A 22,508-nucleotide genomic window follows, 5' to 3' on the forward strand; every position below is an offset into this window, starting at 1 on the left:
CCAAGGAGGCGCCCGCCGCTGATTCTTCGATGATGCTGCTGTTACAGGAGGTCGTCCAGCTCCGGGTTCAACCTGCGGAGCACCTCGGAGTGCAGGATGGAGTTGGTGGCCAGGGCGTTGCCGCCGAAGGGCCCGTCTTCCCCTTCCAGGGATGTGAAGCGCCCGCCGGCTTCCACCACGATCGGTACCAGTGCCGCCATGTCGTACAGGTTCAGTTCAGGTTCGCAGGCGATATCCACTGAGCCCTCGGCCACCATGCAGTAGGACCAGAAGTCGCCGTACGCCCGGGTCCGCCACACATCCTCGGTGAGGCCCAGGAAGTTCTCCAGGCTGCCGCGTTCCTTCCAACCGCCCAGGCTGGAATAGGAAAGGGAAGCGTCGGAAAGCTTGGACACATTGGATACCCGGAGCCGGGTGGCCGCGGCGAGCGAACGGCCCATGTAGGCGCCCATGCCCTTGGCCGCCCACCAGCGTTTGCCCAAGGCCGGCGCGCTGACTACGCCCACCACCGGTTCGCCTTCATCCACCAGCGCGATCAGGGTGGCCCAGACCGGGACGCCGCGGACAAAGTTCTTGGTGCCGTCGATGGGATCGATAATCCAGCGGCGCGACCCGTGCCCTGTGCTGCCGAACTCCTCGCCCAGCACGGCGTCGCGCGGGCGGGAACGGGACAACTGGCCGCGGATGGCTTCTTCGGCAGCCTTGTCCGCGTCCGTGACCGGCGTCAGGTCAGGCTTGGTCTCCACCTGGAGGTCCAGGGCCTTGAAGCGGCCCATGGTCTGGTCATCCACGGAGTCGGCCAGCACATGGGCCAGGCGCAGGTCATCGTTGTAGCTTGAAGCGGGTTGGATCATGGTTCCAAACTACCGTCTGCACGCGGTTCTGCTGGGAGATCGGCCCTGTCAGTTGACGCTGCCAAGCTCCTTGGCCTCCTGGGCCTCCATCCGGGGATCGGTGCCGAGGAGCCTGCGCAGCGAGGCCAGCCGGGCAACACCCGTGGCTCCGGCATGGCCGCCTTCCACCCAGGCATCCAGGCCGCAGTTCACAGCTGTGGCAGTATGCTTGCAGCCCCGCTCGCAGTCCTCAATGCCGGGGAAGAGGTCCGGGAAGGAACGCAGGATGCGGTCCGGGTCCACGTGGGCGAGGCCGAAGGAGCGGATGCCCGGGGTGTCGATGATCCAGCTGCCCGCCGGCGCGTCCGACAACCTCAGCGCCAGGGCTGACGAGGACGTGTGGCGGCCGCGGCCCGTCACGGCGTTCACCCCGCCGGTTGCTCGCTCGGCCCCCGTCAGTGCGTTCACCATGGTTGATTTGCCCACGCCTGAATGCCCCAGCATTACGGTGACTTTTCCGTCCAGGTAGCCCCGCAGCTCCGCCACTGCGTTACTGTCCAGCCGGGCTGACAATCCGTCATCAGAGCGGGCGTCGATACCGGACGCCGCGGAGTCCGCCGTCCGGCTGATAATGACCGGGAAGTCCAGGTGCGTGTAGTTCGACAACAGCTCCGTCGGATCCTTGACGTCCGCCTTGGTGACCAGCAGGATCGGCTCGATCCCGGCGTCGTACGCAGCCACCAGGGCGCGGTCGATAAAGCCGGTGCGCGGCTCCGGGTTGGCCGCGGCCACCACAATCACCAGTTGGTCCGCATTGGCCACGACGGCCCGTTCCACGGGATCGGTATCATCAGCGCTGCGGCGAAGGAGGGTTTTACGGTCCTGGATTTTCACCAGCCGGGCCAAGGTGTTGGGGTCGCCGGAAACGTCGCCCACGAGCGAGACGAAGTCGCCCGCCACCACCGGGTTGCGGCGCAGCTCACGTGCCCGGGCGGCGATGACCACGCGCTCGTTGCCGGAGTCCTCGCCCACCACTGCCGTGTACCGGCCGCGGTCAACTGTGACGATGCGGCCGGTGACGGCGTCGTCGTGGCTGGGCCGGTCCTTGGTCCGGGGCCTGGAGCCTTTTTTGCTGGGCCGGATGCGGACATCCGACTCGTCCCAGGAGTCAGTGCTCCGCGCCACCGGCTGAACCTTCCGAAACTGCACTGGAAACACCGGTCTGGGCCAGCATGTCCGCCCACAGCCGGGGAAAATCGGGCATGGTCTTGGCGGTAGTGGCGATGTCCTCCACCTGGACGCCCTCCACGGCCAGGCCAAGGATGGCTCCGGCCGTGGCCATGCGGTGGTCCGCGTAACTGTGTACGACGCCGGCATGCAGCTTCGCGGGCCGGATCACCAGCCCGTCGCTGGTCTCCTCGGCGTCGCCGCCCAGGCGGTTGATTTCGGTAACGAGGGCTGCCAGCCGGTCCGTCTCGTGTCCGCGCAGGTGCGCGATGCCGGTGAGCCGGGAGGGGGTGGTGGCCAGTGCGCAGAGGGCGGCGACCGTAGGCGCCAGTTCGCTGGTGTCCGCGAAATTGGCACCCTTGATGTCCGCTCCGCCTGTGACGGTGAGGACACCGTCACGCAGGCTGACATCGGCACCCATCTCCGCCAGGATGCTGCGCCACAAATCCCCTACCTGCTGCGTCTGTTCAGGCCAGCCCGGAATCCGGACGGTTCCGCCGGACGCCAGTGCGGCGGCAAGGAACGGGCCGGCGTTGGACAGGTCCTGCTCGATCTGCTGGTCGAAGGCACGGATAGGACCGGCCGCAACAACCCAGTGGTTCGGGACAGAATCGTCAACCACAACCCCGGCGCCGCGCAGCACGGCAACTGTCATGTTGATGTGGTCCAGGCTGGGCACCGGTTTGCCGACGTGCTCCAGGTGCAGCCCCTCGGTGAACCTTGCGCCCACCAGCAGCAGGGCCGAGACAAACTGCGATGAGGCGCTGGCGTCGATGACCAGGTGGCCGCCCCGGACCTCGCCGGAGCCTTCCACCACAAACGGCAAGGACGACGGCGTGCCGCCGTCCTGGGCGGAAACAGCCACTCCCAGCGCCTTCAGCGCTTCGATGATGGTTCCCATGGGCCGCTTCCGGGCATGCGGGTCGCCGTCGAACAGGCTGGCGCCATTGCGCAGGGCAGCCAGCGGCGGCACGAACCGCATCACCGTTCCGGCGAGGCCGCAGTCGATCGTCGCTGCGGACGGTGTCCCGTCCGCAGCGATCGGGAGGACCTCAAGGTCCGGCCCGAAGGCACCGTCCCCCGGCACTTCGGTGATGGTGGCGCCAAGCTGGCGGAGCGCCTCGATCATCAGTGCCGAATCCCTGGAGTGCAGCGGAGCGCGCAGCCGCGACGGGCCGTCGGCCAGGGCGGCGAGCACCAGGTACCGGTTGGTCAACGACTTTGAGCCGGGCACGGTGACCGTGGCATTCACAGGGCGGAACGCGAAGGGCGCGGGCCAGTGGGGAAGGGACGCTCCGGTGTTGTCCCGGGCGGCGGCTGGTGCGGTCATGTCCTGCTTATGCCCCCGTGGCGTGTTCGACGGCGCGGCGTACAACCTTGTCGGCTTTGTGCAGCTTCTTGTTAGTGGTCTTGCGGGCATCCGCTGCGAGGTGCGCGGCGCCCTTCCTCGCGTCAGCCGCCAGGTGCTCGGCGCGCCAGGCGAGCCCCGGCTTTCCTGCAGTGTCCACGGAGGCAAGCAATGCCCCTCCACTCAGGGACAGGTTCTTCAGCAGCTGGTTGCGGCGGTTCGAACGGCCCTCCTTGCTGCTGATGTCCGCGCTCCGCCACTCGACGAACGTATTGAGCATGGAAACCACAGTCAGCACGGTGGCCGAAAGACGGGAAAACTTCCCCAGCCCGAACAGGACGCCGGCGCCCACCTGAGTGCCGCCGATGATCCGGGCCAGCGTCTTCTCATCCGTCTGGAAAGGCAGCGCCGCCGCTGCCTTGCTCAGCAGGGGTGAGAGCTGTTGCGCGGTATCGTCGGCATTTTTGAGCTTATCCATTCCGGCAAGTACAAAACTGGAAGCCAGCATGGGCCGTGCGAGTGTGCGGACAAAGGACATGGATTTCCTCCTGGGTGGACGAACCGCGTCTGGTGCGGCGGAGTCCGTTCTAGTCTTGCACTTTTGGGGAATATTTGCCTGAAGCCGCAGGTTATGGAAACTGGGCCTGGAAAGCGGGGCCCACAAGACAAAGCACCGGACAACAGAGTGGAGTTGGCCCTTGAGGCGGGTGTTGGACGGAATCGAAGCAGCAGGACCGGTGGCTATTCACTCGTTGGGGGCTGAACCCCCCGAGTACGGTCCGCCGCGTGCGCAAAGCCTGACAGTAGACTTGAAGGCAATGAGCACCTTGGATCCGGCCGTTTCGGCCATGTATGAGGCTTCGCAGAACGAAGCCAAGAGCAGCGCTGATACCCGGCCCGAGCTGGCAGAGCCGGCGGAAGACTCCGGGCAGCCTGCGGAAGCAACCGAAGAAGCGGTCAACATTTCCACGGAATCCGCGGAGGACCGCCGTGTCCGGTTTGAACGCGACGCGATGCAGTACGTCGATCAGTTGTACTCGGCGGCCATGCGGATGGCCCGGAACCCAGCCGATGCAGAGGACCTCGTCCAGGAGGCCTACACCAAGGCCTTTTCCGCGTTCCACCAGTACAAGCCGGGAACCAACCTCAAGGCCTGGCTGTACCGGATCCTGACCAACACCTATATCAACCTGTACCGCAAGCGGCAGCGCGAACCGCTCCAGTCCAACTCGGACACCATCGAGGACTGGCAGTTGGCGCGTGCTGAGTCACACACCTCCAGCGGGCTGCGGTCCGCTGAGGCGGAGGCACTGGATCACCTGCCGGATTCGGACGTCAAGCGCGCCCTTCAGGCCATCCCCGAAGAATTCCGCCTTGCGGTGTATTTCGCGGACGTTGAAGGGTTTGCGTACAAAGAAATCTCAGACATCATGAACACCCCCATCGGAACAGTGATGTCCCGGCTCCACCGCGGCCGGAGAATGTTGCGGGACATGCTCGCGGAATACGCCGCCGAGCGGGGATTCAAAACAGCCGCAGTTGCACCGGATGCGGCGGAAAGCACACAACAGGAGAACAGGAAATGAGCGACTGCCAGGGATTGGGCGACTGCGACGATACCCGGATGCAACGCATCTACGAGTACCTTGACGGCGCGTTGACACGTGAAGACATCACGGAAATCAAAACGCACCTTGATGAGTGCCCGGAGTGCACGGAGCAGTACGACCTTGAGTGCGTCATCCGCAATATGGTCAAGCGCTCCTGCACCGAAGCTGCTCCGGACAACTTGAAGAACGCCATCCTGGACCGGATCCACTCGATCCGTCCAGTGGATGCGTAGCCGGTAGCGGACGCACAGCAGTACCGGATGTGCAGGCCGCGAACCACGATTAAGTACAAAGGACCCCGGAAGCCGAATGGCTTCCGGGGTCCTTTGCTGTAACCGCTATACCTGGCATGTGCCTAGGTGTTGGGGCGCTTCCCGTGGTTCGCGCCGCCACGCTTACGGTCACGACGTTTGCGTGCACGCTTGCTCATAGCTGGCCTCCTTACTGTTGGTACTCAAAAAGAGCTGCCCTCAAGTCTCCCACATGATCTGACGCCCCGCGAACCGGCAACCGCCGCGTGACCTGCGGTTCAAGGAGGCTTCGCCCGTGCCGGGAGCGGGGAAGGCTCCGGCAGACTAGTTCCGAAGTGAGTTGCGGATGGCGATGCCCGCCTGCTCCAGCACGGTCCGAAGCGTTTCCAGAACTACGGGACTCAGGGGTTGCTTGCCTGCCTGTACCCGGAGTTCGGCGCGGAGGTCATCCCGGAAAGCCTGGAGCATCAGCTCGGCTTCCTTGAGTGAGCCTTTGCTGTCTGACGCCGGGACGCCTTTGAGGGCCGTGAACGCGGCCGACGCCGCACCGGCGCGGGCGGCCTCGGCGGTGGCCGCGAGGTCGGCCCTGAGCCCGCGCATGTTGCTGCGGATATCCTCACGAAGGTTGTCTGCCAGCCGGCGCACCGACGCAGAGATTTCCTTCTCTACTCCTGCCAGTTCCTCGCGGCGCAGGTTGAGTTCCGCCAGTCCGGCCGGCGTGATGCGGTAGTTGGTCCGGCGGCCTGAGGTTTCGGTGACCACCAGGCCCTCTTCCTCCAGTTTCCCGAGCCGAGGGTAAATGGTTCCGGCACTGGGGGAGTAGGTCCCGCCAAACCGCTCCTTGAGTGCCTTGATCAGTTCGTAGCCGTGCTTTGGACCCGATTCGAGGAGGGCAAGCAGGTAAAGCCGCAGGGCGCCGTGGGCAAAGACCGCGGGCATCAGTGACGTTCTTCCGCAGACCCCGTGGTGTTTCCGTTCGCCTCGCCGGGCGCCCTGTGCAGGATGGAGGTCTTGCCCGATACAGAATTGGTCCTGACCAGCATAAGTTTGGCGTCCGGGCCGGCAATCGTCTCCACCTTGCCGCCCGTGACATGGTACTGCTGGTTGCCGATCACCACTGCTCCGGTGGCCGATTTGGCGACGATATCCACGCCGACATCGTGGGGGATCCGGATGGTGAGGTTACCGGAAACTGAATTGGCGCCGAAATCCTGGGTGAAATCCAAGAGGTCGAAATTCATATCGCCGCTGACAGTGTTGGCGCGGATGTGGCCGAAGTGCCCCGAAGCGGTGACCTCGCCCGAGACGGTCTTGGCAGTGAGGACACCGCTGTGGTTCCGGGCGCTGACTTCGCCGCTCACAGTGGTGATGAACAGTTCGCCGTCGGTCCCGTCGGCCATGACGGAACCTGAGACGGTGTTCAGGCGTGTACGGGAGGCCATTCCTGACACCAGGCCGTCACCGCTGACCGTGCCTGCCTCAACCTCCACGGTGGCAGGCAAGGCAATGCTGATGACGGCGTAGTTTTCACTGTGATGGTTCACCGTTCCCATGAGGTTCTTGAACCAGCCCTGCGGTCCGTGAAGCTGGTGCCGGACCTCCAGCCGGCCGTCCTGCAGCGAAACAGCCACGGGGTCGCCCTGCACTTCGGAAATCTCGATCCGGGTGTAGGGCTGTTCGTGGGCTACTACATCGAACCGGCCACGGACCATCCCCAGTTTCAGTGATGCGACAGACTCGACGTCGATGGTCTCCGCGCCCGTGACATCCCAGTTCTGGTCAGGTGTTGTTCCAGCCATGGTTCCTCCAAAGACGATATATCGTGTTTGACCAAAGTACCCCCGGAGCGGGAGGACTTCAAGATATATCGCGAAGAAACGCTACTCTGGCGCTGCCATCCCCAGCCACTGGAACCAGCCTCGGTGCAGCACCAGCCATGCCATCAGGCCGTAGCCCGCCTGCCCTGGCGTGCCCCCGTTGGCCGCAAGGTCCTGGCGCCACTGCTCGTGGTTCAGGAGCGGGGAGAAGGTGTCCACGTAGAGGTGCTTGCGGCGGGTGGTGACGTCAGCGAAAGCAGTGTTCAACTCGTCGAGGCGCCGGTTCTGGGCCGGGTCGAGGGTGGGCGGCGGCCCGACAACAAACACCTCCAGCCGGTTCTGGGAGGCAGAATCGAGAATGTTGGCCAGGTTAAGCCGGCTGCGCGCCGTGGACAGGCCGAATTCAATATCCCGGCCGGACAGGCCGATGACCAGGCGGTTCTCGTACTGGCTGTTGAACCTCCGGCCGGTCTCCTCCAGCCAGCGGGCGGCCAGGCCCTCCGTACCTTCCTGCGGGCAGGGAAGTGCGTAGCTTTCCAGGACCATCCCGTCCTGGGGAGTGCGGGCCAGTACGCGGCCCAGCCAGCCCAGCGCCCGGGGGTCACCCAGTCCGGCCAGCAGTTCATCTCCTACAGCTGCGATACGCAGCTTCCTGTCTTCCACACGTTCCTCTTTACTTCGGTGCCTGCCGGCCGCCACCCGGGAATGTTTCCCTGTCCGGGCAGGCGCTGTCCATCCCATTAAACAGAACCGCCCGGCCGGAGTCTGGTATTTCGACGTCCGGCCGGGCAGCCTTATTGATTACTACCGTGCAAATGCCTGCTTCAGCAGGGCATCCTGCTCCGCGGCGTGGCGCTTCATGGAACCCGCAGCGGTGGACGCCGAGGCGGGGCGCGACACGAGGCGCACCTTGCGGTCCAGTGCGTCCGGAAGGTTCAGCCCGATGAACGGCCACGGCCCCTGGTTGGCAGGCTCATCCTGCGCCCAGACAACCTCGGCGTTCGGGTACTTGGCCAGTTCGGCAGCAATCTCCGTGTGCGGCAGCGGGTAAAGCTGCTCCACCCGGACGATCGCCGTCGTTGTGTCGCCGGTCTTCTGCCGCGTGGACAGCAGATCGTAGTAGAGGCGGCCGGAGACCAGCAGGACGCGTTCGACGGCGTCTGCGGCCAGCTGCTCATGCTCCGGGATCACCGGGCGGAAAGTGCCGTTCGTGAAGTCTTCCACGGACGAGGCGGCAGCCTTGAGTCGCAGCAGCTGCTTGGGCGTGAAGATGATCAGCGGCTTCCGCGGACGGCTGTAAGCCTGGCGGCGCAGCAGGTGGAAGTGCGAGGCGGCCGTGGTGGGGTTGGCCACGATGATGTTTTCTTCGGCACACAGCTGCAGGAAGCGCTCGATCCTTGCGGAGGAGTGGTCCGGGCCCTGGCCCTCGTAGCCGTGCGGCAGCATCAGCACCAGCGAGGACCGCTGGCCCCACTTCTGCTCGGCCGAGGAGATGAACTCATCGATGATGGTCTGGGCGCCGTTGACGAAGTCGCCGAACTGGGCTTCCCAGAGGACGAGGGCGTCGGGGCGTTCCACCGAGTATCCGTACTCGAAGCCCATGGCCGCGTATTCGGACAGCAGCGAATCGTAGATCCACAGCTTGGCCTGGTCGTCGGAGAGGTTGCCCAGGGGCAGCCATTCCTTGCCGTTGGCGCGGTCGTGGAAGACGGCGTGGCGCTGCACGAAGGTGCCGCGGCGGGAGTCTTGACCGGCCAGGCGGACGGGAACGCCTTCCATGATCAGTGAGCCGAAGGCTGCGATCTCGCCGAAGCCCCAGTCGATGCCGCCTTCACGGGACATCTGCTCACGCTTCTCAAGCAGTTGCTTGAGCTTCGCGTGGACGGTGAAGCCCTCGGGAATCTCCACATGCGCCTTGCCGATCCTGGCCAGTGTGTCAGCGGAGATCGCCGTGGACACCGGCGCGTTGGTGCTGGAATCGGACTGCTGGGCGATGGGCCGCTCGATGTCGGACACTGCTGCCGAATCCGCCGTGATGATCGGAATCGGGGAGGTCTGGGCTGCATGGGTCTCAGCGAAAACGCGCTCCAGCCGTTCCTGGTAGTCGCGAAGCAGTTGCTCGGCTTCTTCCTCGGTGATGTCACCACGGCCGATGAGCGACTCGGTGTAGAGCTTGCGCACGGAACGCTTGGCTTCGATCAGGTTGTACATCAGCGGCTGGGTCATTGAGGGGTCATCGCCCTCGTTGTGTCCGCGGCGGCGGTAGCAGACCATGTCGATGACAACGTCCTTGTGGAACCGCTGGCGGAACTCGTAGGCGAGCTGGCCAATGCGGACCACTGCCTCCGGGTCGTCGCCGTTCACATGGAACACCGGGGCCTGGATCATCTTGGCAACGTCGGTGGAGTACGTGGACGAGCGTGACGAGGACGGTGCTGTGGTGAAGCCCACTTGGTTGTTGACCACGATGTGGATGGTTCCGCCGGTGCGGTAGCCGCGCAGCTGGGACAGGTTCAGGGTTTCAGCGACCACGCCCTGGCCGGCGAAAGCGGCGTCACCGTGCACCACGATGGGAAGCACCGGGAAGGACTCGCCCTGGTCCAGGCGGTCCTGCTTCGCACGGACGATGCCCTCGAGGACGGGGTCCACAGCTTCGAGGTGGGACGGGTTGGCAGCCAGGTAAACCTTGGTCTCCTTGCCGTTGTCCGAGGTGAACGTGCCCTCGGTACCCAGGTGGTACTTGACGTCGCCGGAGCCCTGGACCGAACGGGGATCCTGGGTGCCTTCGAATTCGCGGAACACCTGTGCATAGGTCTTGCCGGCGATGTTGGTCAGCACGTTCAGGCGGCCACGGTGGGCCATACCGATCGCGACCTCATCCAGGCCGTCATCGGCGGCGTCGGACATGATGGCATCCAGCAGCGGAATCAGGGACTCGCCGCCTTCAAGGGAGAAGCGCTTCTGGCCCACGAACTTGGTCTGCAGGAACGTCTCGAATGCTTCGGCAGCATTCAGCTTGGAGACGATGCGCAGCTGCTCTTCACGGCTGGGCTTCGAGTACGGGTGTTCGAGCTGGTCCTGGAACCACTTGCGCTCGGCAGGCTCCTGGATGTGCATGTACTCGATGCCGGTGGTGCGGCAGTAGGCGTCACGCAGGACACCCAGGATGTCGCGGAACTTGAGCATGGACTTGCCGCCGAAACCGCCGGTGGGCCACTCGCGGTCCAGGTCCCACAGAGTCAGGCCGTAGGTGAGTACGTCAAGGTCCGGGTGCTTGCGCTGAACGTATTCCAGCGGATCGGTGTCCGCCATCAGGTGGCCGCGGACGCGGTAGGAGTGGATCAGCTGCTGGATCCGGGCGACCTTGTTGATCTCGTCGGCCGGATCAACCTGCTTGTCCGCGCTCCAGCGCACCGGCTCGTACGGGATGCGCAGGGACTCGAAGATCTCGTCGTAGAAGTTCTGCGCGCCCAGCAGCAGCTGGTGGACCAGCTTCAGGAACTCGCCGCTGCCGGCACCCTGGATCACCCGGTGATCGTAGGTGGAGGTCAGGGTCAGGACCTTGCTGATGGCGTTCTGGGCGATGATCTTCTCGCTGGCACCCTGGAATTCTGCGGGGTAGTCCAGCGCGCCGACGCCGATGATGGCTGCCTGGCCCTTGGAGAGGCGGGGCACCGAGTGCACAGTGCCGATGCCGCCCGGGTTGGTCAGGGAAACGGTGGTGCCCTGGTGGTCCTCAGCCGTGAGCTTGCCGTTGCGGGCGCGCTTGATGAGGTCCTCGTAGGTGTGCCAGAACTCGGAGAAGTTGAGGGTTTCCGCCTTCTTGATGTTCGGCACCATCAGCAGGCGGGTTCCGTCGGGCTTGGGCATATCGATGGCGATGCCGAAGTTGACGTGTGCCGGCTGGACGGCGACGGGCTTGCCGTCCACCTCGTCGTAGTACACGTTCATCGAGGGGAACTGCGAGAGCGCACGGATGACGGCGTAGCCGATCAGGTGCGTGAAGGAGACCTTGCCGCCGCGGGCGCGTGCCAGGTTGGAGTTGATGACAACACGGTTGTCGATCAGCAGCTTGGCGGGGATGGCCCGGACGCTGGTTGCGGTGGGCACCTGAAGGCTGGTGACCATGTTGGTGGCGATCGCCTTGGCCGGTCCCCGCAGGATGGACACAACGTCCTCTTCGGGGGCGGTGGGGGCCTTGACGTTCTTGGGCAGCTGCGCGGGGATGGGCTGCGAACCGGTGCCCGACTCGGTCTTTTTTCCACCATCGCGGGCGACGGTGGCGGGAGCTTTCTTGACGGCAGCGGGGGCGGCAGGTGCCGCGGAGGCGGGCGGGGCCGACGGCGGAGCGGGCGGTGCTGCAGCCGGCGGCGCTGCCGGTGCTGCAGGAGCCGCATTCACGACCGGCATTTCCCTGGTCGCGGGGTGGGCTGTGGCTTGCGCCGAATTTCCGTTGGAAGAAGAACTGCTGCCCGAGCCGAAGGATTCAAACAGCGGCCACCATTTGGCGTCGACAGCGTTCTTGTCCTTTTGATACTGCTCGTACAGTTCGTCAACGAGCCACTCGTTTCCGCCAAATTCCTCTGGTAGACGGTGGCTAGGCTGCTCTGGCACTTGAAATACGCCTCTTCCATGAGTTTGATTTCTCCCCGGCCCACGGTGCCCTCAGCACTACGTTTCAACCGGTCTCTGCGTCCTCTGAACCCAGACCATTGCCAGTCTAGTGAGCATCTTGTGGTAACTGCCAATAAGGGTGACCCAAATCATGATGAGACGTAAAAAGGGCCGAAATATGGCGGACAGGAGCACCTGCCAGGCTCGCAGGACCGGAGATCCGCTCCTGTAGACTGAAATTCTTATGGACAGTAAATCTAGGTGCCGGCCTGGGGGCTGTCAGCGGGGCGTAAGCAGCGCCGCACAGTCCACCCGAAGAGCCGGCAAACCCCGAACACGCGCCCATCACCATTCGCTGGCATTGCCGGGAGGAGCTGCAAAGGATAGTGCGTCGGCCTCGGCTGACCACCCTCCGCCGGACCGATATTCCTGGCGCGGGTCCTTTATTAATGGCTCCCTGACTACCCAGCCAAGATCCATGGCTACCGCTGTCCAGGCGGGATGCTGAATGGAATGGCTTCTCCTCGCAGCGGGATTGCTGCTGATCGCCGGCACGGGCTTTTTTGTCGCCGTCGAATTTTCACTCATTGCACTTGACCAGGCAACGGTCCAACGGGCCATTGACGACGGCGACGACGGCGCCATTCCTTTGCTGGCCTGCCTCAAGTCGCTCTCCACGCAGCTTTCCAGTTGCCAGTTGGGCATAACGCTCACTACCTTGCTGACCGGTTACGTGATGGAGCCCTCGGTGGGCAAGCTCCTGGAAGCCCCGCTGGCCGCCGTCGGACTTCCGGATGTTGCAGTGGCTTCCATCTCCCTGGTCCTGGCAATGGTGCTTGCCACCCTGCTCTCCATGCTCCTGGGCGAACTGGTGCCAAAGAACATGGCCATCGCCTTGTCCTTTCCGATGGGCCGCGCCCTGGCCAGGCCGCAACTGGTCTTCACTGCCGTGTTCAAACCCGCCATCGTGGTCCTCAACGGCTTCTCCAACAGGGTCCTGAACGTTTTTGGGCTGGAAGCGAAGGAAGAAATTTCCGGTGCGCGGACCCCTGCTGAGCTGGCTTCCCTGGTGCGGCGCTCGGCTGCGATGGGAACGCTCGACGCCGGTACCGCCAACTTCGTGGCGCGCACACTGAATTTCTCCACGCGCACTGCCGCCGACGTGATGACTCCCCGCATCCGCGTGGAAACCATCGAGGCGGACCAGCCGGTGTCCGACATTCTGGCGGCGGCGCGCCGCACGGGATATTCACGGTTCCCCGTCATTGGTGAGTCGGCGGACGACATCAAGGGCCTGGTCCACGTCAAGAAGGCAGTGGCAGTGCCGTGGGACCGCCGGCAGAACCTTGAAGCCGGGGCCATCATGACCGAAGTGCTCCGCGTCCCGGAGACCATCCACCTTGATGCCCTGCTGGCTGAACTGCGCGAGGGCAACCTTCAGTTGGCGGTGGTACTGGACGAATACGGCGGAACCGCAGGAATCGCCACCCTCGAGGACCTCGTGGAGGAAATTGTGGGCGAGGTGGCCGATGAGCACGACAAGGTCCGTCCTGGCCTGCTCCAGAGCGCTTCCGGTGACTGGTACTTCCCTGGACTGCTCCGCCCGGATGAACTCTCCGAGCAGATTCCCGGCCTGAGCGTCCCTGACGAGGCAGCGTACGAAACAGTGGGCGGCTATGTGATGAGCAAGCTCGGCCGCATCGCTGTTGTCGGGGACACGGTCGCCGTGGAGGGCGGAACTCTGAGCGTCACCAGGATGGACGGCCGGCGGATCGACCGGATCTGCTTCCGTCCGTCCGCGCCGGAGCCTGAGGCAGCGGACCCTGGCGGCAGGACGACCAACGGCAGGCAGAACAACGGCAGGACTAAAAACGACAGGACCGAACGATGAGCGACTGGGCCGGAATACTGTGGCTGGTTGTCCTCCTTTTCGGCAACGCGTTTTTTGTGGCCGCTGAATTCGCCGTGATGTCCGCCCGCCGCAGCCAGATCGAGCCGTTGGCCGAAGCGGGTTCCAAACGCGCGCAGACCACGCTGCGGGCCATGGAGAACGTTTCGCTGATGCTGGCCTGTGCCCAGCTGGGTATCACGGTCTGTTCGCTGCTGATCCTTCTGGTGGCAGAGCCGGCCATCCACCACCTGCTGGCGGTGCCGCTGGAGACACTGGGCCTGCCCATGGAGATGGCCGATGTGGCGGCCTTTGCCGTGGCGCTGATGCTCGTGACGTTCCTGCACGTAACTTTCGGTGAGATGGTGCCCAAGAACATCTCGGTGTCCGTGGCGGATAAGGCAGCGCTGTTCCTTGCCCCGTCGCTGATGTTTATCGCCCGGTTGGTGAACCCGGTCATCTCCGTCCTGAACTGGTCCGCCAACCACATCCTCAAGCTGCTCCGTATTGAGCCCAAGGATGAGGTGAACTCCTCCTTCACGCTGGAGGAAGTGCAGTCGATTGTGCAGGAGTCCACCCGCCACGGGCTGGTGGATGACGATGCGGGCCTGATCACCGGCGCGCTCGAATTTTCCGAGTACAACGCCGCTGACATCATGGTTCCACTTGAAAAACTGGTGATGCTGAAGGCCGCCACCACGCCGGTGGAGTTCGAGAAGGCCGTGAGCCGTACCGGATTCTCCCGGTTCCCGATGCTCGACGACGACGACATGCTCTACGGCTACCTCCACGTGAAGGACGTCCTGTCCATCCCAGAGGTTGCATACGAACGGCCCATTGCCGAAAGCCGGATCAGGTCCCTGGCCAACCTCGCCCTGGACGATGAAATTGAAAAGGCGATGTCGGTGATGCAGCGAACAGGTTCGCACCTGGCACGCGTCATCGGGCCCGACGGAAACACCCAGGGTGTGTTGTTCCTCGAGGACGTGATCGAACAGTTGGTGGGTGAAATCCGAGACGCCACACAGGCCAGGGGCGTGCGGCGCCTGGGCCAGCCCAACGGCGCCTAGCAGCCAGGCAGGCGCTGCCGTGCGGGAGCCCCGGACTCAGGGGCCCTGCCATGCAGATGCGTGACAGGGCTTCCTGTACCCCTTTTCCTAAATAGGAATCATTCCCATTTAGGTATAGGCTTTAGTGGTTCCCCTGCGATCCCACAACCACTGAACCGAGGTTTACGTGCGCCGTTCCGCCGCCCGAACGTCCCTTGCCCTCTTTGCCGGGCTTGGCCTGCTGCTCAGCGCATGCAGCCCCCAGCCCGAGGCCTCTGGCGGGACCGCGCCCGACGGAATCAACGTGGTGGCTTCCACCAACGTTTACGGGGACATTGCAAAGGCGGTGGGCGGTGACAAAGTGAACGTCACCGCCATCATCAACAAGACCAGCCAGGACCCGCACTCCTACGAGGCCAGCGCCCAGGACCGGCTGGCCGTCTCCAAGGCGGACCTCGTGGTGGAAAACGGCGGAGGCTACGACGAGTTTCTCCACACCCTGGTGAACGACAGCAGCATTGACGCGCACAACGTGCTTAACGCCGTCGAACTTTCCGGCCTGGCCCATCCTGAAGAGGCCGCAGGCGAAGCCACGGACGAAGCGGCGCCGGTGGCGTCTTCGGGCGGGGATGGCCACGACCACGGCGAGTTCAACGAGCACGTCTGGTACAGCCTGGCCGCCATGGGCCGGCTGGCCGACGACCTTGCTTCCCGACTGGGCGGGCTGGAACCGGATTCCGCCGGCACCTTCACGGCCAACGCCGGCACTTTCAAGTCTGAACTGGACCAGCTGGCCGGAAAGCTTGGGGCGCTGAAGACAAGTGCGGCGGGGGACAAGGTAGCGGTCACTGAGCCGGTGCCGCTCTACCTTCTCTCCGATGCGGGGCTGGAGAACGCTACTCCCGGGGACTACACTGCTGCGATTGAGGAAGGCTCCGACGTCCCGCCGGCCGTACTCAAGGCCGCAACAGACCTGGTTGCTTCAAAGTCCGTCCGGTTCCTTGCCTACAACGGCCAGACCGAAGGCCCGCAGACCGAAGCGCTGAAGAAGGCGGCCGAAACGGCAGGTGTCCCGGTGGTCGATTTCAATGAAACGCTGCCAGAGGGCAAGACCTACCTGCAGTGGATGACGGACAATGTGAACAACGTCAGCAAAGTTCTGGAGACCAATAATTGAAACCTGTGGTCAGCCTCGCCGGGGCGTCCCTCGCCTTCGGTCAGCGGACGCTGTGGGAGGACCTGGACCTGGAGATCAGGCCCGGTGAGTTCTTCGCAGTGCTTGGCCCCAACGGCAGCGGGAAAACGAGCTTCCTCAAAGTCCTCTTGGGTCTGCAGCCCCTGCACCGGGGCACCGCCCTGCTCGGTGGACACCCTGTTGAGCGCGGCAGCAGCCTGATCGGCTACATCCCGCAGCAAAAATCGTTTGCCCGGGACACGCCGATGCGTGCCCGGGACCTGGTGGGCCTGGGGGTCGATGGGCACCGCTGGGGGCTTCGCCTCTCCTCGGCCAAGGCCAACCGCAGGATTGATGAGCTCCTTGAGCTGGTGGGCGCCTCGGACTACGCCAGGGTTCCGGTGGGCCAGCTCTCCGGCGGCGAGCAGCAGCGGCTGCGCGTAGCCCAAGCCTTGGCAACAGACCCAAAAGTCCTGCTCTGCGACGAGCCGCTGCTCTCCCTGGACCTCCACCACCAGCAGGCCGTCAGTTCACTGATCAACAAACAATGCCACGAGCAAAACAGCGCGGTGGTTTTTGTCACCCACGAGATCAACCCCATCATCGACTACGTGGACCGGGTGCTCTATCTGGCCGGCGGCCGCTTCAAGGTGGGCACCCCGGAGGAAGTGATGACCACGGAGGTCCTCTCCGACCTGTACGGCAGCCATGTTGAGGTCATCCACGCGAACGGACGCATTGTGGTGGTGGGCCTGCCGGATGCCACCACGCACCATCACGCCGAGGCGCATGCCCTTGCCGGAGAGGTGGCCTGATGGACGCCGACAGTATCATTGGCGCCATCTTCAGCTTCGAGAACTATGGCGAGCTGCTGGTCCTGGTCCAGAACTCCATCTGGGCGGGCGCCGTCCTGGGCCTGCTCGGCGGCCTGGTGGGGACGTTCGTGATGAAGCGTGACCTTGCCTTCGCCGTCCACGGAATTTCGGAACTGTCCTTCGCCGGTGCAGCCTTCGCCCTCCTGATTGGTGCCGATATCGTCTTCGGTTCGCTCATCGGCTCGGTGGCTGCCGCGCTGCTGCTCGCCGTGATGGGAGTCAGGGCAAGGGACAAAAACTCCATCATCGGGGTGATCATGCCCTTCGGGCTGGGCCTCGGGATCCTGTTCCTGTCCTTGTATGAAGGCCGTGCCGCCAACAAGTTCGGTTTGCTGACCGGGCAGATCGTTTCGGTGGATACCGTCCAGCTTCAAGCGCTGGCCGGAACCGCCGTTGTGGTGATGCTGGTCCTCGCGGCCATTTGGCGGCCACTGAACTTTGCCAGCGTGGACCCCGAACTTGCCGAGGCCCGAGGGATTCCGGTCCGGACGCTGGGCATCGTCTTTATGGTCCTGCTGGGCATCAGCGTCGCTTTGTCCATCCAGGTGGTGGGAGCCCTCCTGGTGCTGGCGCTCCTCATTACGCCGGCTGCTGCGGCCCTCCGCGTGACGTCGTCGCCGGTGGCCGTGGTGGTGCTCAGCGTGGCCTTTGCCGTCACGGCCATCGTTGGCGGAATCCTGCTGGCCCTGGGCGGACGCATCCCCATCAGCCCGTACGTCACCACGTTGTCATTCCTGATCTACGTGGTGTGCCGGATCATCGGTTCCATCCGTGCTTCCCGCGGGATCAACGGGCGGGTACTGCAACCGCAGTAACCTACACGGTGCCGGCGGCCTTGCGTGCCGTGCACTCCGCGCAGAGGCCGAAGATCTCCACGGTGTGCGCCACCTCGGTGTACCCATGTTCGGCTGCGATCCGGGCTGCCCACGTTTCCACGGCCGGCGCTTCCACTTCCACTGCCTTGCCGCAATTCCGGCACAGCAGGTGGTGATGGTGTCCCGTGACGGCGCACCTGCGGTACACAGCCTCGCCGTCGCCGTTGCGCAGCACGTCAACGAGTCCTTCGTCGGCCAGGGACTGGAGGATCCGGTAGGCAGTAGCGAGGGAGACGGAGACACCCTGGTTCTGCAGGATCCTGTAGAGCTCCTGCGTGCTGACAAAATCATCCAGTTCGTCCAGCGCTGCACTGACCGCCAGCCGCTGTTTCGTGACCCGCTGTTCCTTGACGGCGCCGGCTCCTGCGCCCGCTGTAACCGTGCCAGTTCCCGCGGCAGCTGTACCCGCGCCAGCATTGCGACTGCCGCCGGAAACCGGCGCTGAAGCGGGCTTGGTGGACTCAGCCTTGGTGCCGAACGGCATGGATGGACTCGCTTCCCTAAGGATGGTGGCAAAGATCCAGATTACCAGCCGGAGCTTCGTGGACACGGTCCGGGCCGGACCCTAGGCTGGCGCTATGAAGCTGACCAAATACACCCATGCCTGTGTCCGCCTCGAGAAGGACAGCCGGATTCTGGTGCTGGACCCCGGAACATTTTCTGAATCGGCGGAGGCGCTGGCCGGTGCCGACGCCGTGCTGGTCACGCACGAACATAACGACCATATCGACGTCCCGGCAGTGGTGAACGCTTTGAAGGAGAACGCGAACCTGGCGGTTTTCGCCCCGGCGGGTGTGGCGGAGAACCTGCGCAATGAAACCCCGGACGCGGCGGCCCGGATCAACACGGTGGAGCCGGGTTCATCGTTTGAAGCGGCAGGCTTCGACGTCCGGAGCTTTGGCGGCCAGCACGCCCTGATCCATCCGCAGATCCCGGTGGTGGCCAATATCGGCTATCTCCTGGACGGGAACGTCTACCACCCTGGTGATTCCTTCGTGATTCCTGACGGCATCGACGTGCAGACGCTGCTGGTGCCCCTGCATGCACCCTGGAGCAAAGCGGCAGAGGTGGTGGACTTCGTGATCGGCGTCCGCGCGCCGCGCGCATTCCAGATTCACGACGGCCTGCTCAATGACAACGGCCTGAAGATAGTGGAAGGCCATGTCCAGCGACTGGGCGCAAAGTACGGAACGGAGTACCGCCACCTGGCGGCGGGGGAGCAGGTAGAAGTCTAAACCGCGTCCCCGGCCCAAACACCCGTATCGAAAAAGCGATTGATCACCGCTTCATACGGAGCCGGATCCAGGCCCTTGGATGCCAGCCAGGCCGGGTTGTAGTAATTGCCGGCGTAGCGCTCTCCGCCGTCGCACATCAACGACACGATGCTGCCCCTGCGGCCCTCGGCGATCATCGCCGCGACGAGCTGCCAGACTCCCCAAAGGTTCGTTCCCGTGGAGGGGCCGGCGTGGAGTCCGGCGAGCGTGCGGAGGTGGCGCATGGCAGCGACGGACGCCGCGTCCGGAACCTGGACCATGTGGTCGATCACTGAGGGCACAAAGCTGGGCTCCATGCGGGGCCGGCCGATGCCCTCGATCCTCGAGGGCAGGCCCGTGGCAGGACCGGACGTGCTGCCGCGCCAGCTGGGAAGGAAGGCCGAGTTCTCCGGATCCACCACCAGCAACCGGGTGGGGTGGCTGTGGTAACGGAGATACCGGCCGATGGTGGCACTGGTGCCGCCGGTTCCCGCGCCCACCACGATCCACTCCGGTACGGGGTGCTCCTCCAATGCCAGCTGGCCGAAGATCGACTCGGCGATGTTGTTGTTCCCGCGCCAGTCCGTGGCGCGCTCGGCGTAGGTGAACTGGTCCATGTAGTGCCCGCCGCTGGTGGCGGCCACCTCCTCCGCCGTCGCGTAAACCTCGGAGGCATGGTCCACGAGCAGACAGGAGCCGCCGAACTGCTCAATCAGGTCAATCTTTTCCTGGCTGGTGCTGCGTGCCATGACCGCGATGAACGGCAGCCCCAGGAGCTGGGCAAAGTACGCCTCGGACACCGCGGTGCTCCCGCTGGACGCCTCAACGATGGTGGTGTCCTCCCGGATCCACCCGTTCACCAGTCCGAACAGGAACAACGAGCGCGCCAGCCGGTGCTTGAGGCTGCCGGTGCGATGCGTTGATTCATCCTTGAGGTAGAGCTGGACGCCCCAGTGCTCGGGCAGCGGCACCAAGTAGAGATGGGTGTCGGCGGAGCGGTTGTTTTCTGCCGTGATTTTCCGGATGGCTTCGTCCGCCCAGGCCCGGCCCGCGCTGCGCTCGATCTTCACCGCACCAGCCTACCTGCGGCTCCGCGGGCTGCCGTTAGAGTGGAAACGTTGTCCGCCTGACCGAAGGAGCACCGTGAAGCCACTGCTGGATGTCGCAGCCCTGGAGGAGCGCCGTGTCCGGGGCCTGCGCACGGTGCTGCTGGATGTGCGCTGGGCGCTGGGCGATCCGCACGGGCACGATCACTACCTGCAGGGGCACCTGCCTGGGGCCGTGTTTGTTGACCTGGCTACCGAGCTCGCGGACCCCGCGGTGCCGGAGCGCGGCCGGCACCCGCTGCCGTCGCCGCTCAGATTCGAGGATGCTGCGCGGCGCTGGGGTATCAACACCGGCGATGTTGTGGTGGCCTACGACGACAGCGGCAACATGGCCGCAGCCCGTGCGTGGTGGATGCTGCGGAACGCCGGCCACACCGAGGTTTACCTGCTCGACGGCGGCCTGACGGCTTGGCGCGCGGCACGCCTGCCGCTTGAGCAGGGTGAGGTCCTGCCTCCTGCCGGAAATGTGACACTGGCCGACGGGCAGATGCCGGTCCTGGACGCGGCCGCCGTGACCGGGTGGATGGAGAATCAAAACGTCCCGGACGGTGCCCGACCGGACAGGATCCTCCTCGATGCGCGCGCCTCGGAAAGGTACCGCGGCGAGATCGAACCTGTTGATCCGCGGGCCGGCCACATCCCCGGTGCGGTCAGCGCGCCCACTTCACAGAACATTGACGGCAACGGCCAGTTCCTGCCTTCGGCCGAGCTGCGCCGCCGCTTCGAAGCGCTGGGCATCAGCGACGACGTCGAGGTGGGGGTCTATTGCGGCTCCGGGGTCACCGCTGCGCACCAGGTGGCTGCCCTGGAACTGGCCGGTTTCCGCGCTGCACTGTACCCGGGCTCCTTCTCGGAGTGGTCCAACAACCCCCACTTGCCTGTGGCGACCGGTCCAGACCCCCGCGGTGAACGGGCTGTGGAGTGGAAAGACCAGGGCGGGCAAGGGTAGCGTCGCAGTATGACTCCTGGACGTCCTGTGCCGCCGCCCCTTGCCAACCCTGTCGCCCCCGGCGGCATCACCGCCGGATCCAGTGATTCCGACGGCGGCGTCCTGGCCGCCGCGTACGGCGCCACGTCCGCGGACAGCGGCCTGGTCCCGCTGACTCTTGCGCGGCGCACACCCAAACCCGACGACGTCGAAATTGCCATTGAATTCTGCGGGCTGTGCCATTCAGACGTCCACGCAGTGCGCGGGGAGTGGGGCGGCCAGGCCTATCCGCTGGTCCCCGGCCACGAGATTGTTGGAACGGTAAGCCGCGTCGGTTCCGGTGTCACCGACTTCGCCCCGGGGGACCGGGTGGGGGTGGGTTGCATCGTGGACTCCTGCCGCGAATGCGAGAGCTGCCTGGACGGCCTGGAACAGTACTGCGAGAACGGAATGACCGGCACCTATGGTGCCATTGACCGCCGGAACGGCGATGCGATCACCCAGGGCGGCTATTCCTCCACGGTGGTGGTGGACCGCCGCTATGTCCTTCGCGTGCCGGAATCCCTGGACCCGGCCGCCGTCGCCCCGCTGCTGTGCGCCGGCGTCACCACCTTCTCGCCGCTGCGGCACTTCGACGTCGAAGAGGGCGATGTTGTGGGAGTCGTGGGGCTCGGCGGGCTCGGCCACATGGCCGTCAAGCTTGCCAAGGCCATGGGCGCGAAAGTGGTGGTGTTCACCACCTCGGAGTCCAAGGTGCCGGCCGCCCTGGAACTGGGCGCGGACGAAGTTGTCCTGTCCCGGGACGAAGCGGCGATGGAGGCGGCAAACCGCACCATCGACCTGATCATCGACACCGTGGCAGCACCCCACGACCTGAACCCCCTGTTCCGCACCCTCCGGGTGGACGGTGCGCTCTTCCAGCTCGGACTGCCGTCCGAGGCAATGCCGCCGGTCAACCCGCGGGCACTGATCCGGCGCCGCATCGCCTACGCCGGCTCGCTGATCGGCGGGATTGCGGAAACCCAGGAAATGCTGGACTTCTGCGCGGAACACGGCGTGGTGGCGGACATCGAAATGGTCCGCGCGGACCAGCTGAATGAGGCCTATGACCGGATGGTCGCAGGCGATGTGAAATACCGGTTTGTGCTGGACACCAGCACCCTGCAGGCACCCGCCGAGGAGGCAGACGCATGAGCACGCTATTCACCAGGATCCTGAACGGCGAAATCCCCGGCCGGTTTGTGTGGCGCGAAGACGACGTTTCCGCGTTCCTCACCACGGGTCCGCTGGCGGACGGGCACACGCTGGTGGTCCCCACTGAGGAAGTGGACCGCTGGACCGATGCTTCCCCGGAAACCTTGGCGAAAGTCATGGAAGTGGCCCGCCGCATCGGCGCCGTCCAGGTGGACATCTTTGACGCGCCGCGCGCCGGGCTCATTGTGGCCGGCTACGAGATCAACCATCTCCACGTCCACGTGTGGCCGTCCCGGAGCATGGCCGACTTCAACTTTGCGTCCGCTGACCAGAATCCCGACCCCGAAGTCCTGGATGCCAATGCCGAAAAACTGCGGCAGGGCCTCCGGGACGCCGGGTACGGCGAGTTCGTCCCGGCATAGGCCGCCAGCCGGGACCGGTTGCCTGGATAGTTCGCCCCGGCCGT

Annotated in this window: 22 protein-coding genes; 11 read left to right on the forward strand and 11 right to left on the reverse strand. The window is 64.7% G+C overall.

All coding sequences use genetic code 11. The features are described 5' to 3' along the window. Window positions 1-41: 41 nt before the first annotated feature. Genes hisN through BMX78_RS01830 form a run of 4 tightly spaced genes read right to left on the reverse strand, consistent with a single transcriptional unit; the run spans window position 42 to window position 3,946 of the window. Window positions 42-854: a histidinol-phosphatase gene (gene hisN, locus BMX78_RS01815; RefSeq protein ID WP_091415634.1), complete on the reverse strand. Its 813-nt coding sequence runs from the start codon at window positions 852-854 to the stop codon at window positions 42-44. Window positions 855-902: 48 nt separating this feature from the next. Then, window positions 903-2,018, reverse strand: coding sequence for a ribosome small subunit-dependent GTPase A (gene rsgA / locus BMX78_RS01820; protein WP_091415636.1), 1,116 nt, complete (start codon window positions 2,016-2,018; stop codon window positions 903-905). Then, window positions 2,002-3,390 carry a 3-phosphoshikimate 1-carboxyvinyltransferase gene (gene aroA, locus BMX78_RS01825; protein WP_091415638.1) on the reverse strand — a complete coding sequence of 463 codons (1,389 nt, stop codon included), beginning with the start codon at window positions 3,388-3,390 and terminating at the stop codon, window positions 2,002-2,004. The genes rsgA and aroA overlap by 17 nt, the downstream gene beginning before the upstream one ends. Before the next feature lie 7 nt (window positions 3,391-3,397). Beyond that, window positions 3,398-3,946 carry a DoxX family protein gene (locus BMX78_RS01830; protein ID WP_091415639.1) on the reverse strand — a complete coding sequence of 183 codons (549 nt, stop codon included), beginning with the start codon at window positions 3,944-3,946 and terminating at the stop codon, window positions 3,398-3,400. Between the two features lie 280 nt (window positions 3,947-4,226). Here BMX78_RS01830 and BMX78_RS01835 point away from each other — a divergent pair, with 280 nt between their 5' ends. Then, a complete protein-coding gene (locus BMX78_RS01835) occupies window positions 4,227-4,994 on the forward strand; it encodes a sigma-70 family RNA polymerase sigma factor (protein WP_091415641.1) in 768 nt (255 codons plus the stop codon). Next, a complete protein-coding gene (rsrA, locus tag BMX78_RS01840) occupies window positions 4,991-5,251 on the forward strand; it encodes a mycothiol system anti-sigma-R factor (protein ID WP_091415642.1) in 261 nt (86 codons plus the stop codon). Before BMX78_RS01835 ends, rsrA begins: the two co-directional genes overlap by 4 nt. Before the next feature lie 122 nt (window positions 5,252-5,373). On the opposite strand, the gene BMX78_RS23820 is transcribed toward rsrA, so the two are convergent. The 5 genes from BMX78_RS23820 to BMX78_RS01860 all read right to left on the reverse strand — a co-directional run bounded on the left by BMX78_RS23820 (window position 5,374) and on the right by BMX78_RS01860 (window position 11,700). Beyond that, window positions 5,374-5,448, reverse strand: a complete 75-nt coding sequence (locus BMX78_RS23820) for a 50S ribosomal protein bL37 (RefSeq protein ID WP_369299106.1) — start codon at window positions 5,446-5,448, stop codon at window positions 5,374-5,376. A 145-nt stretch (window positions 5,449-5,593) separates the two neighbouring features. Further along, window positions 5,594-6,208 carry a PadR family transcriptional regulator gene (locus BMX78_RS01845; RefSeq protein ID WP_091415644.1) on the reverse strand — a complete coding sequence of 205 codons (615 nt, stop codon included), beginning with the start codon at window positions 6,206-6,208 and terminating at the stop codon, window positions 5,594-5,596. Then, window positions 6,208-7,068 (reverse strand): DUF4097 family beta strand repeat-containing protein, encoded by an 861-nt coding sequence (locus BMX78_RS01850; RefSeq protein WP_091415645.1) that lies wholly within the window; start codon window positions 7,066-7,068, stop codon window positions 6,208-6,210. Before BMX78_RS01850 ends, BMX78_RS01845 begins: the two co-directional genes overlap by 1 nt. A gap of 81 nt (window positions 7,069-7,149) precedes the next feature. Continuing rightward, the gene (locus BMX78_RS01855; protein ID WP_091415647.1) at window positions 7,150-7,749 is read right to left on the reverse strand and encodes a GDSL-type esterase/lipase family protein; all 600 of its coding nucleotides are present in this window, start codon (window positions 7,747-7,749) and stop codon (window positions 7,150-7,152) included. 141 nt (window positions 7,750-7,890) lie between these two features. Beyond that, complete coding sequence (locus tag BMX78_RS01860) at window positions 7,891-11,700, reverse strand: multifunctional oxoglutarate decarboxylase/oxoglutarate dehydrogenase thiamine pyrophosphate-binding subunit/dihydrolipoyllysine-residue succinyltransferase subunit (RefSeq protein ID WP_091415649.1); 3,810 nt, start codon at window positions 11,698-11,700, stop codon at window positions 7,891-7,893. Between the two features lie 508 nt (window positions 11,701-12,208). On the opposite strand from BMX78_RS01860, the gene BMX78_RS01865 reads away from it, so the two are divergent. The 5 genes from BMX78_RS01865 to BMX78_RS01885 all read left to right on the forward strand — a co-directional run bounded on the left by BMX78_RS01865 (window position 12,209) and on the right by BMX78_RS01885 (window position 17,501). Then, complete coding sequence (locus tag BMX78_RS01865; RefSeq protein WP_091415650.1) at window positions 12,209-13,591, forward strand: hemolysin family protein; 1,383 nt, start codon at window positions 12,209-12,211, stop codon at window positions 13,589-13,591. Next, the gene (locus tag BMX78_RS01870; protein WP_091415652.1) at window positions 13,588-14,658 is read left to right on the forward strand and encodes a hemolysin family protein; all 1,071 of its coding nucleotides are present in this window, start codon (window positions 13,588-13,590) and stop codon (window positions 14,656-14,658) included. Before BMX78_RS01865 ends, BMX78_RS01870 begins: the two co-directional genes overlap by 4 nt. Before the next feature lie 166 nt (window positions 14,659-14,824). After that, entirely contained in the window at window positions 14,825-15,814 is a 990-nt protein-coding gene (locus BMX78_RS01875; protein WP_091415654.1) for a metal ABC transporter solute-binding protein, Zn/Mn family, read from the forward strand. Further along, window positions 15,811-16,626 carry a metal ABC transporter ATP-binding protein gene (locus tag BMX78_RS01880; RefSeq protein WP_091415655.1) on the forward strand — a complete coding sequence of 272 codons (816 nt, stop codon included), beginning with the start codon at window positions 15,811-15,813 and terminating at the stop codon, window positions 16,624-16,626. Before BMX78_RS01875 ends, BMX78_RS01880 begins: the two co-directional genes overlap by 4 nt. Continuing rightward, window positions 16,626-17,501 (forward strand): metal ABC transporter permease, encoded by an 876-nt coding sequence (locus BMX78_RS01885; RefSeq protein ID WP_091415657.1) that lies wholly within the window; start codon window positions 16,626-16,628, stop codon window positions 17,499-17,501. The genes BMX78_RS01880 and BMX78_RS01885 overlap by 1 nt, the downstream gene beginning before the upstream one ends. Window position 17,502: 1 nt before the next feature. Here the strand turns inward: BMX78_RS01885 and BMX78_RS01890 are convergent, their stop codons facing one another. Continuing rightward, complete coding sequence (locus tag BMX78_RS01890; RefSeq protein WP_091415658.1) at window positions 17,503-18,045, reverse strand: Fur family transcriptional regulator; 543 nt, start codon at window positions 18,043-18,045, stop codon at window positions 17,503-17,505. A gap of 94 nt (window positions 18,046-18,139) precedes the next feature. Between BMX78_RS01890 and BMX78_RS01895 the strand changes: the two genes are divergently transcribed. After that, entirely contained in the window at window positions 18,140-18,796 is a 657-nt protein-coding gene (locus BMX78_RS01895; protein ID WP_091415659.1) for an MBL fold metallo-hydrolase, read from the forward strand. Here BMX78_RS01895 and BMX78_RS01900 read toward each other — a convergent pair. Then, entirely contained in the window at window positions 18,793-19,884 is a 1,092-nt protein-coding gene (locus tag BMX78_RS01900; protein ID WP_091415661.1) for a PLP-dependent cysteine synthase family protein, read from the reverse strand. The two genes, BMX78_RS01895 and BMX78_RS01900, sit on opposite strands and share 4 nt — an antisense overlap. A 73-nt stretch (window positions 19,885-19,957) precedes the next feature. On the opposite strand from BMX78_RS01900, the gene BMX78_RS01905 reads away from it, so the two are divergent. From BMX78_RS01905 to BMX78_RS01915, 3 genes are read left to right on the forward strand one after another with little or no spacing between them, the layout of a single operon-like run. Then, the gene (locus BMX78_RS01905; RefSeq protein WP_091415662.1) at window positions 19,958-20,869 is read left to right on the forward strand and encodes a sulfurtransferase; all 912 of its coding nucleotides are present in this window, start codon (window positions 19,958-19,960) and stop codon (window positions 20,867-20,869) included. Window positions 20,870-20,878: 9 nt separating this feature from the next. Then, complete coding sequence (locus BMX78_RS01910) at window positions 20,879-22,042, forward strand: NAD(P)-dependent alcohol dehydrogenase (RefSeq protein ID WP_091415664.1); 1,164 nt, start codon at window positions 20,879-20,881, stop codon at window positions 22,040-22,042. Beyond that, on the forward strand, window positions 22,039-22,464 hold the full coding sequence (locus BMX78_RS01915; RefSeq protein ID WP_091415666.1) for an HIT family protein: 426 nt from the start codon (window positions 22,039-22,041) through the stop codon (window positions 22,462-22,464). Before BMX78_RS01910 ends, BMX78_RS01915 begins: the two co-directional genes overlap by 4 nt. The last annotated feature ends 44 nt before the right edge of the window (window positions 22,465-22,508 follow it).

Origin of the sequence: Arthrobacter sp. OV608, from assembly GCA_900110595.1 — a bacterium.
Lineage (GTDB): Bacteria > Actinomycetota > Actinomycetes > Actinomycetales > Micrococcaceae > Arthrobacter.

Bases quoted from the DNA above. Each gene is read 5' to 3' on its own strand.
- hisN (WP_091415634.1), bottom strand. From the start codon at position 854: ATGATCCAACCCGCTTCAAGCTACAACGATGACCTGCGCCTGGCCCAT.
- aroA (WP_091415638.1), bottom strand. From the start codon at position 3,390: ATGACCGCACCAGCCGCCGCCCGGGACAACACCGGAGCGTCCCTTCCC.
- BMX78_RS01830 (WP_091415639.1), bottom strand. From the start codon at position 3,946: ATGTCCTTTGTCCGCACACTCGCACGGCCCATGCTGGCTTCCAGTTTT.
- BMX78_RS01835 (WP_091415641.1), top strand. From the start codon at position 4,227: ATGAGCACCTTGGATCCGGCCGTTTCGGCCATGTATGAGGCTTCGCAG.
- rsrA (WP_091415642.1), top strand. From the start codon at position 4,991: ATGAGCGACTGCCAGGGATTGGGCGACTGCGACGATACCCGGATGCAA.
- BMX78_RS01845 (WP_091415644.1), bottom strand. From the start codon at position 6,208: ATGCCCGCGGTCTTTGCCCACGGCGCCCTGCGGCTTTACCTGCTTGCC.
- BMX78_RS01850 (WP_091415645.1), bottom strand. From the start codon at position 7,068: ATGGCTGGAACAACACCTGACCAGAACTGGGATGTCACGGGCGCGGAG.
- BMX78_RS01865 (WP_091415650.1), top strand. From the start codon at position 12,209: ATGGAATGGCTTCTCCTCGCAGCGGGATTGCTGCTGATCGCCGGCACG.
- BMX78_RS01870 (WP_091415652.1), top strand. From the start codon at position 13,588: ATGAGCGACTGGGCCGGAATACTGTGGCTGGTTGTCCTCCTTTTCGGC.
- BMX78_RS01885 (WP_091415657.1), top strand. From the start codon at position 16,626: ATGGACGCCGACAGTATCATTGGCGCCATCTTCAGCTTCGAGAACTAT.
- BMX78_RS01890 (WP_091415658.1), bottom strand. From the start codon at position 18,045: ATGCCGTTCGGCACCAAGGCTGAGTCCACCAAGCCCGCTTCAGCGCCG.
- BMX78_RS01895 (WP_091415659.1), top strand. From the start codon at position 18,140: ATGAAGCTGACCAAATACACCCATGCCTGTGTCCGCCTCGAGAAGGAC.
- BMX78_RS01910 (WP_091415664.1), top strand. From the start codon at position 20,879: ATGACTCCTGGACGTCCTGTGCCGCCGCCCCTTGCCAACCCTGTCGCC.
- BMX78_RS01915 (WP_091415666.1), top strand. From the start codon at position 22,039: ATGAGCACGCTATTCACCAGGATCCTGAACGGCGAAATCCCCGGCCGG.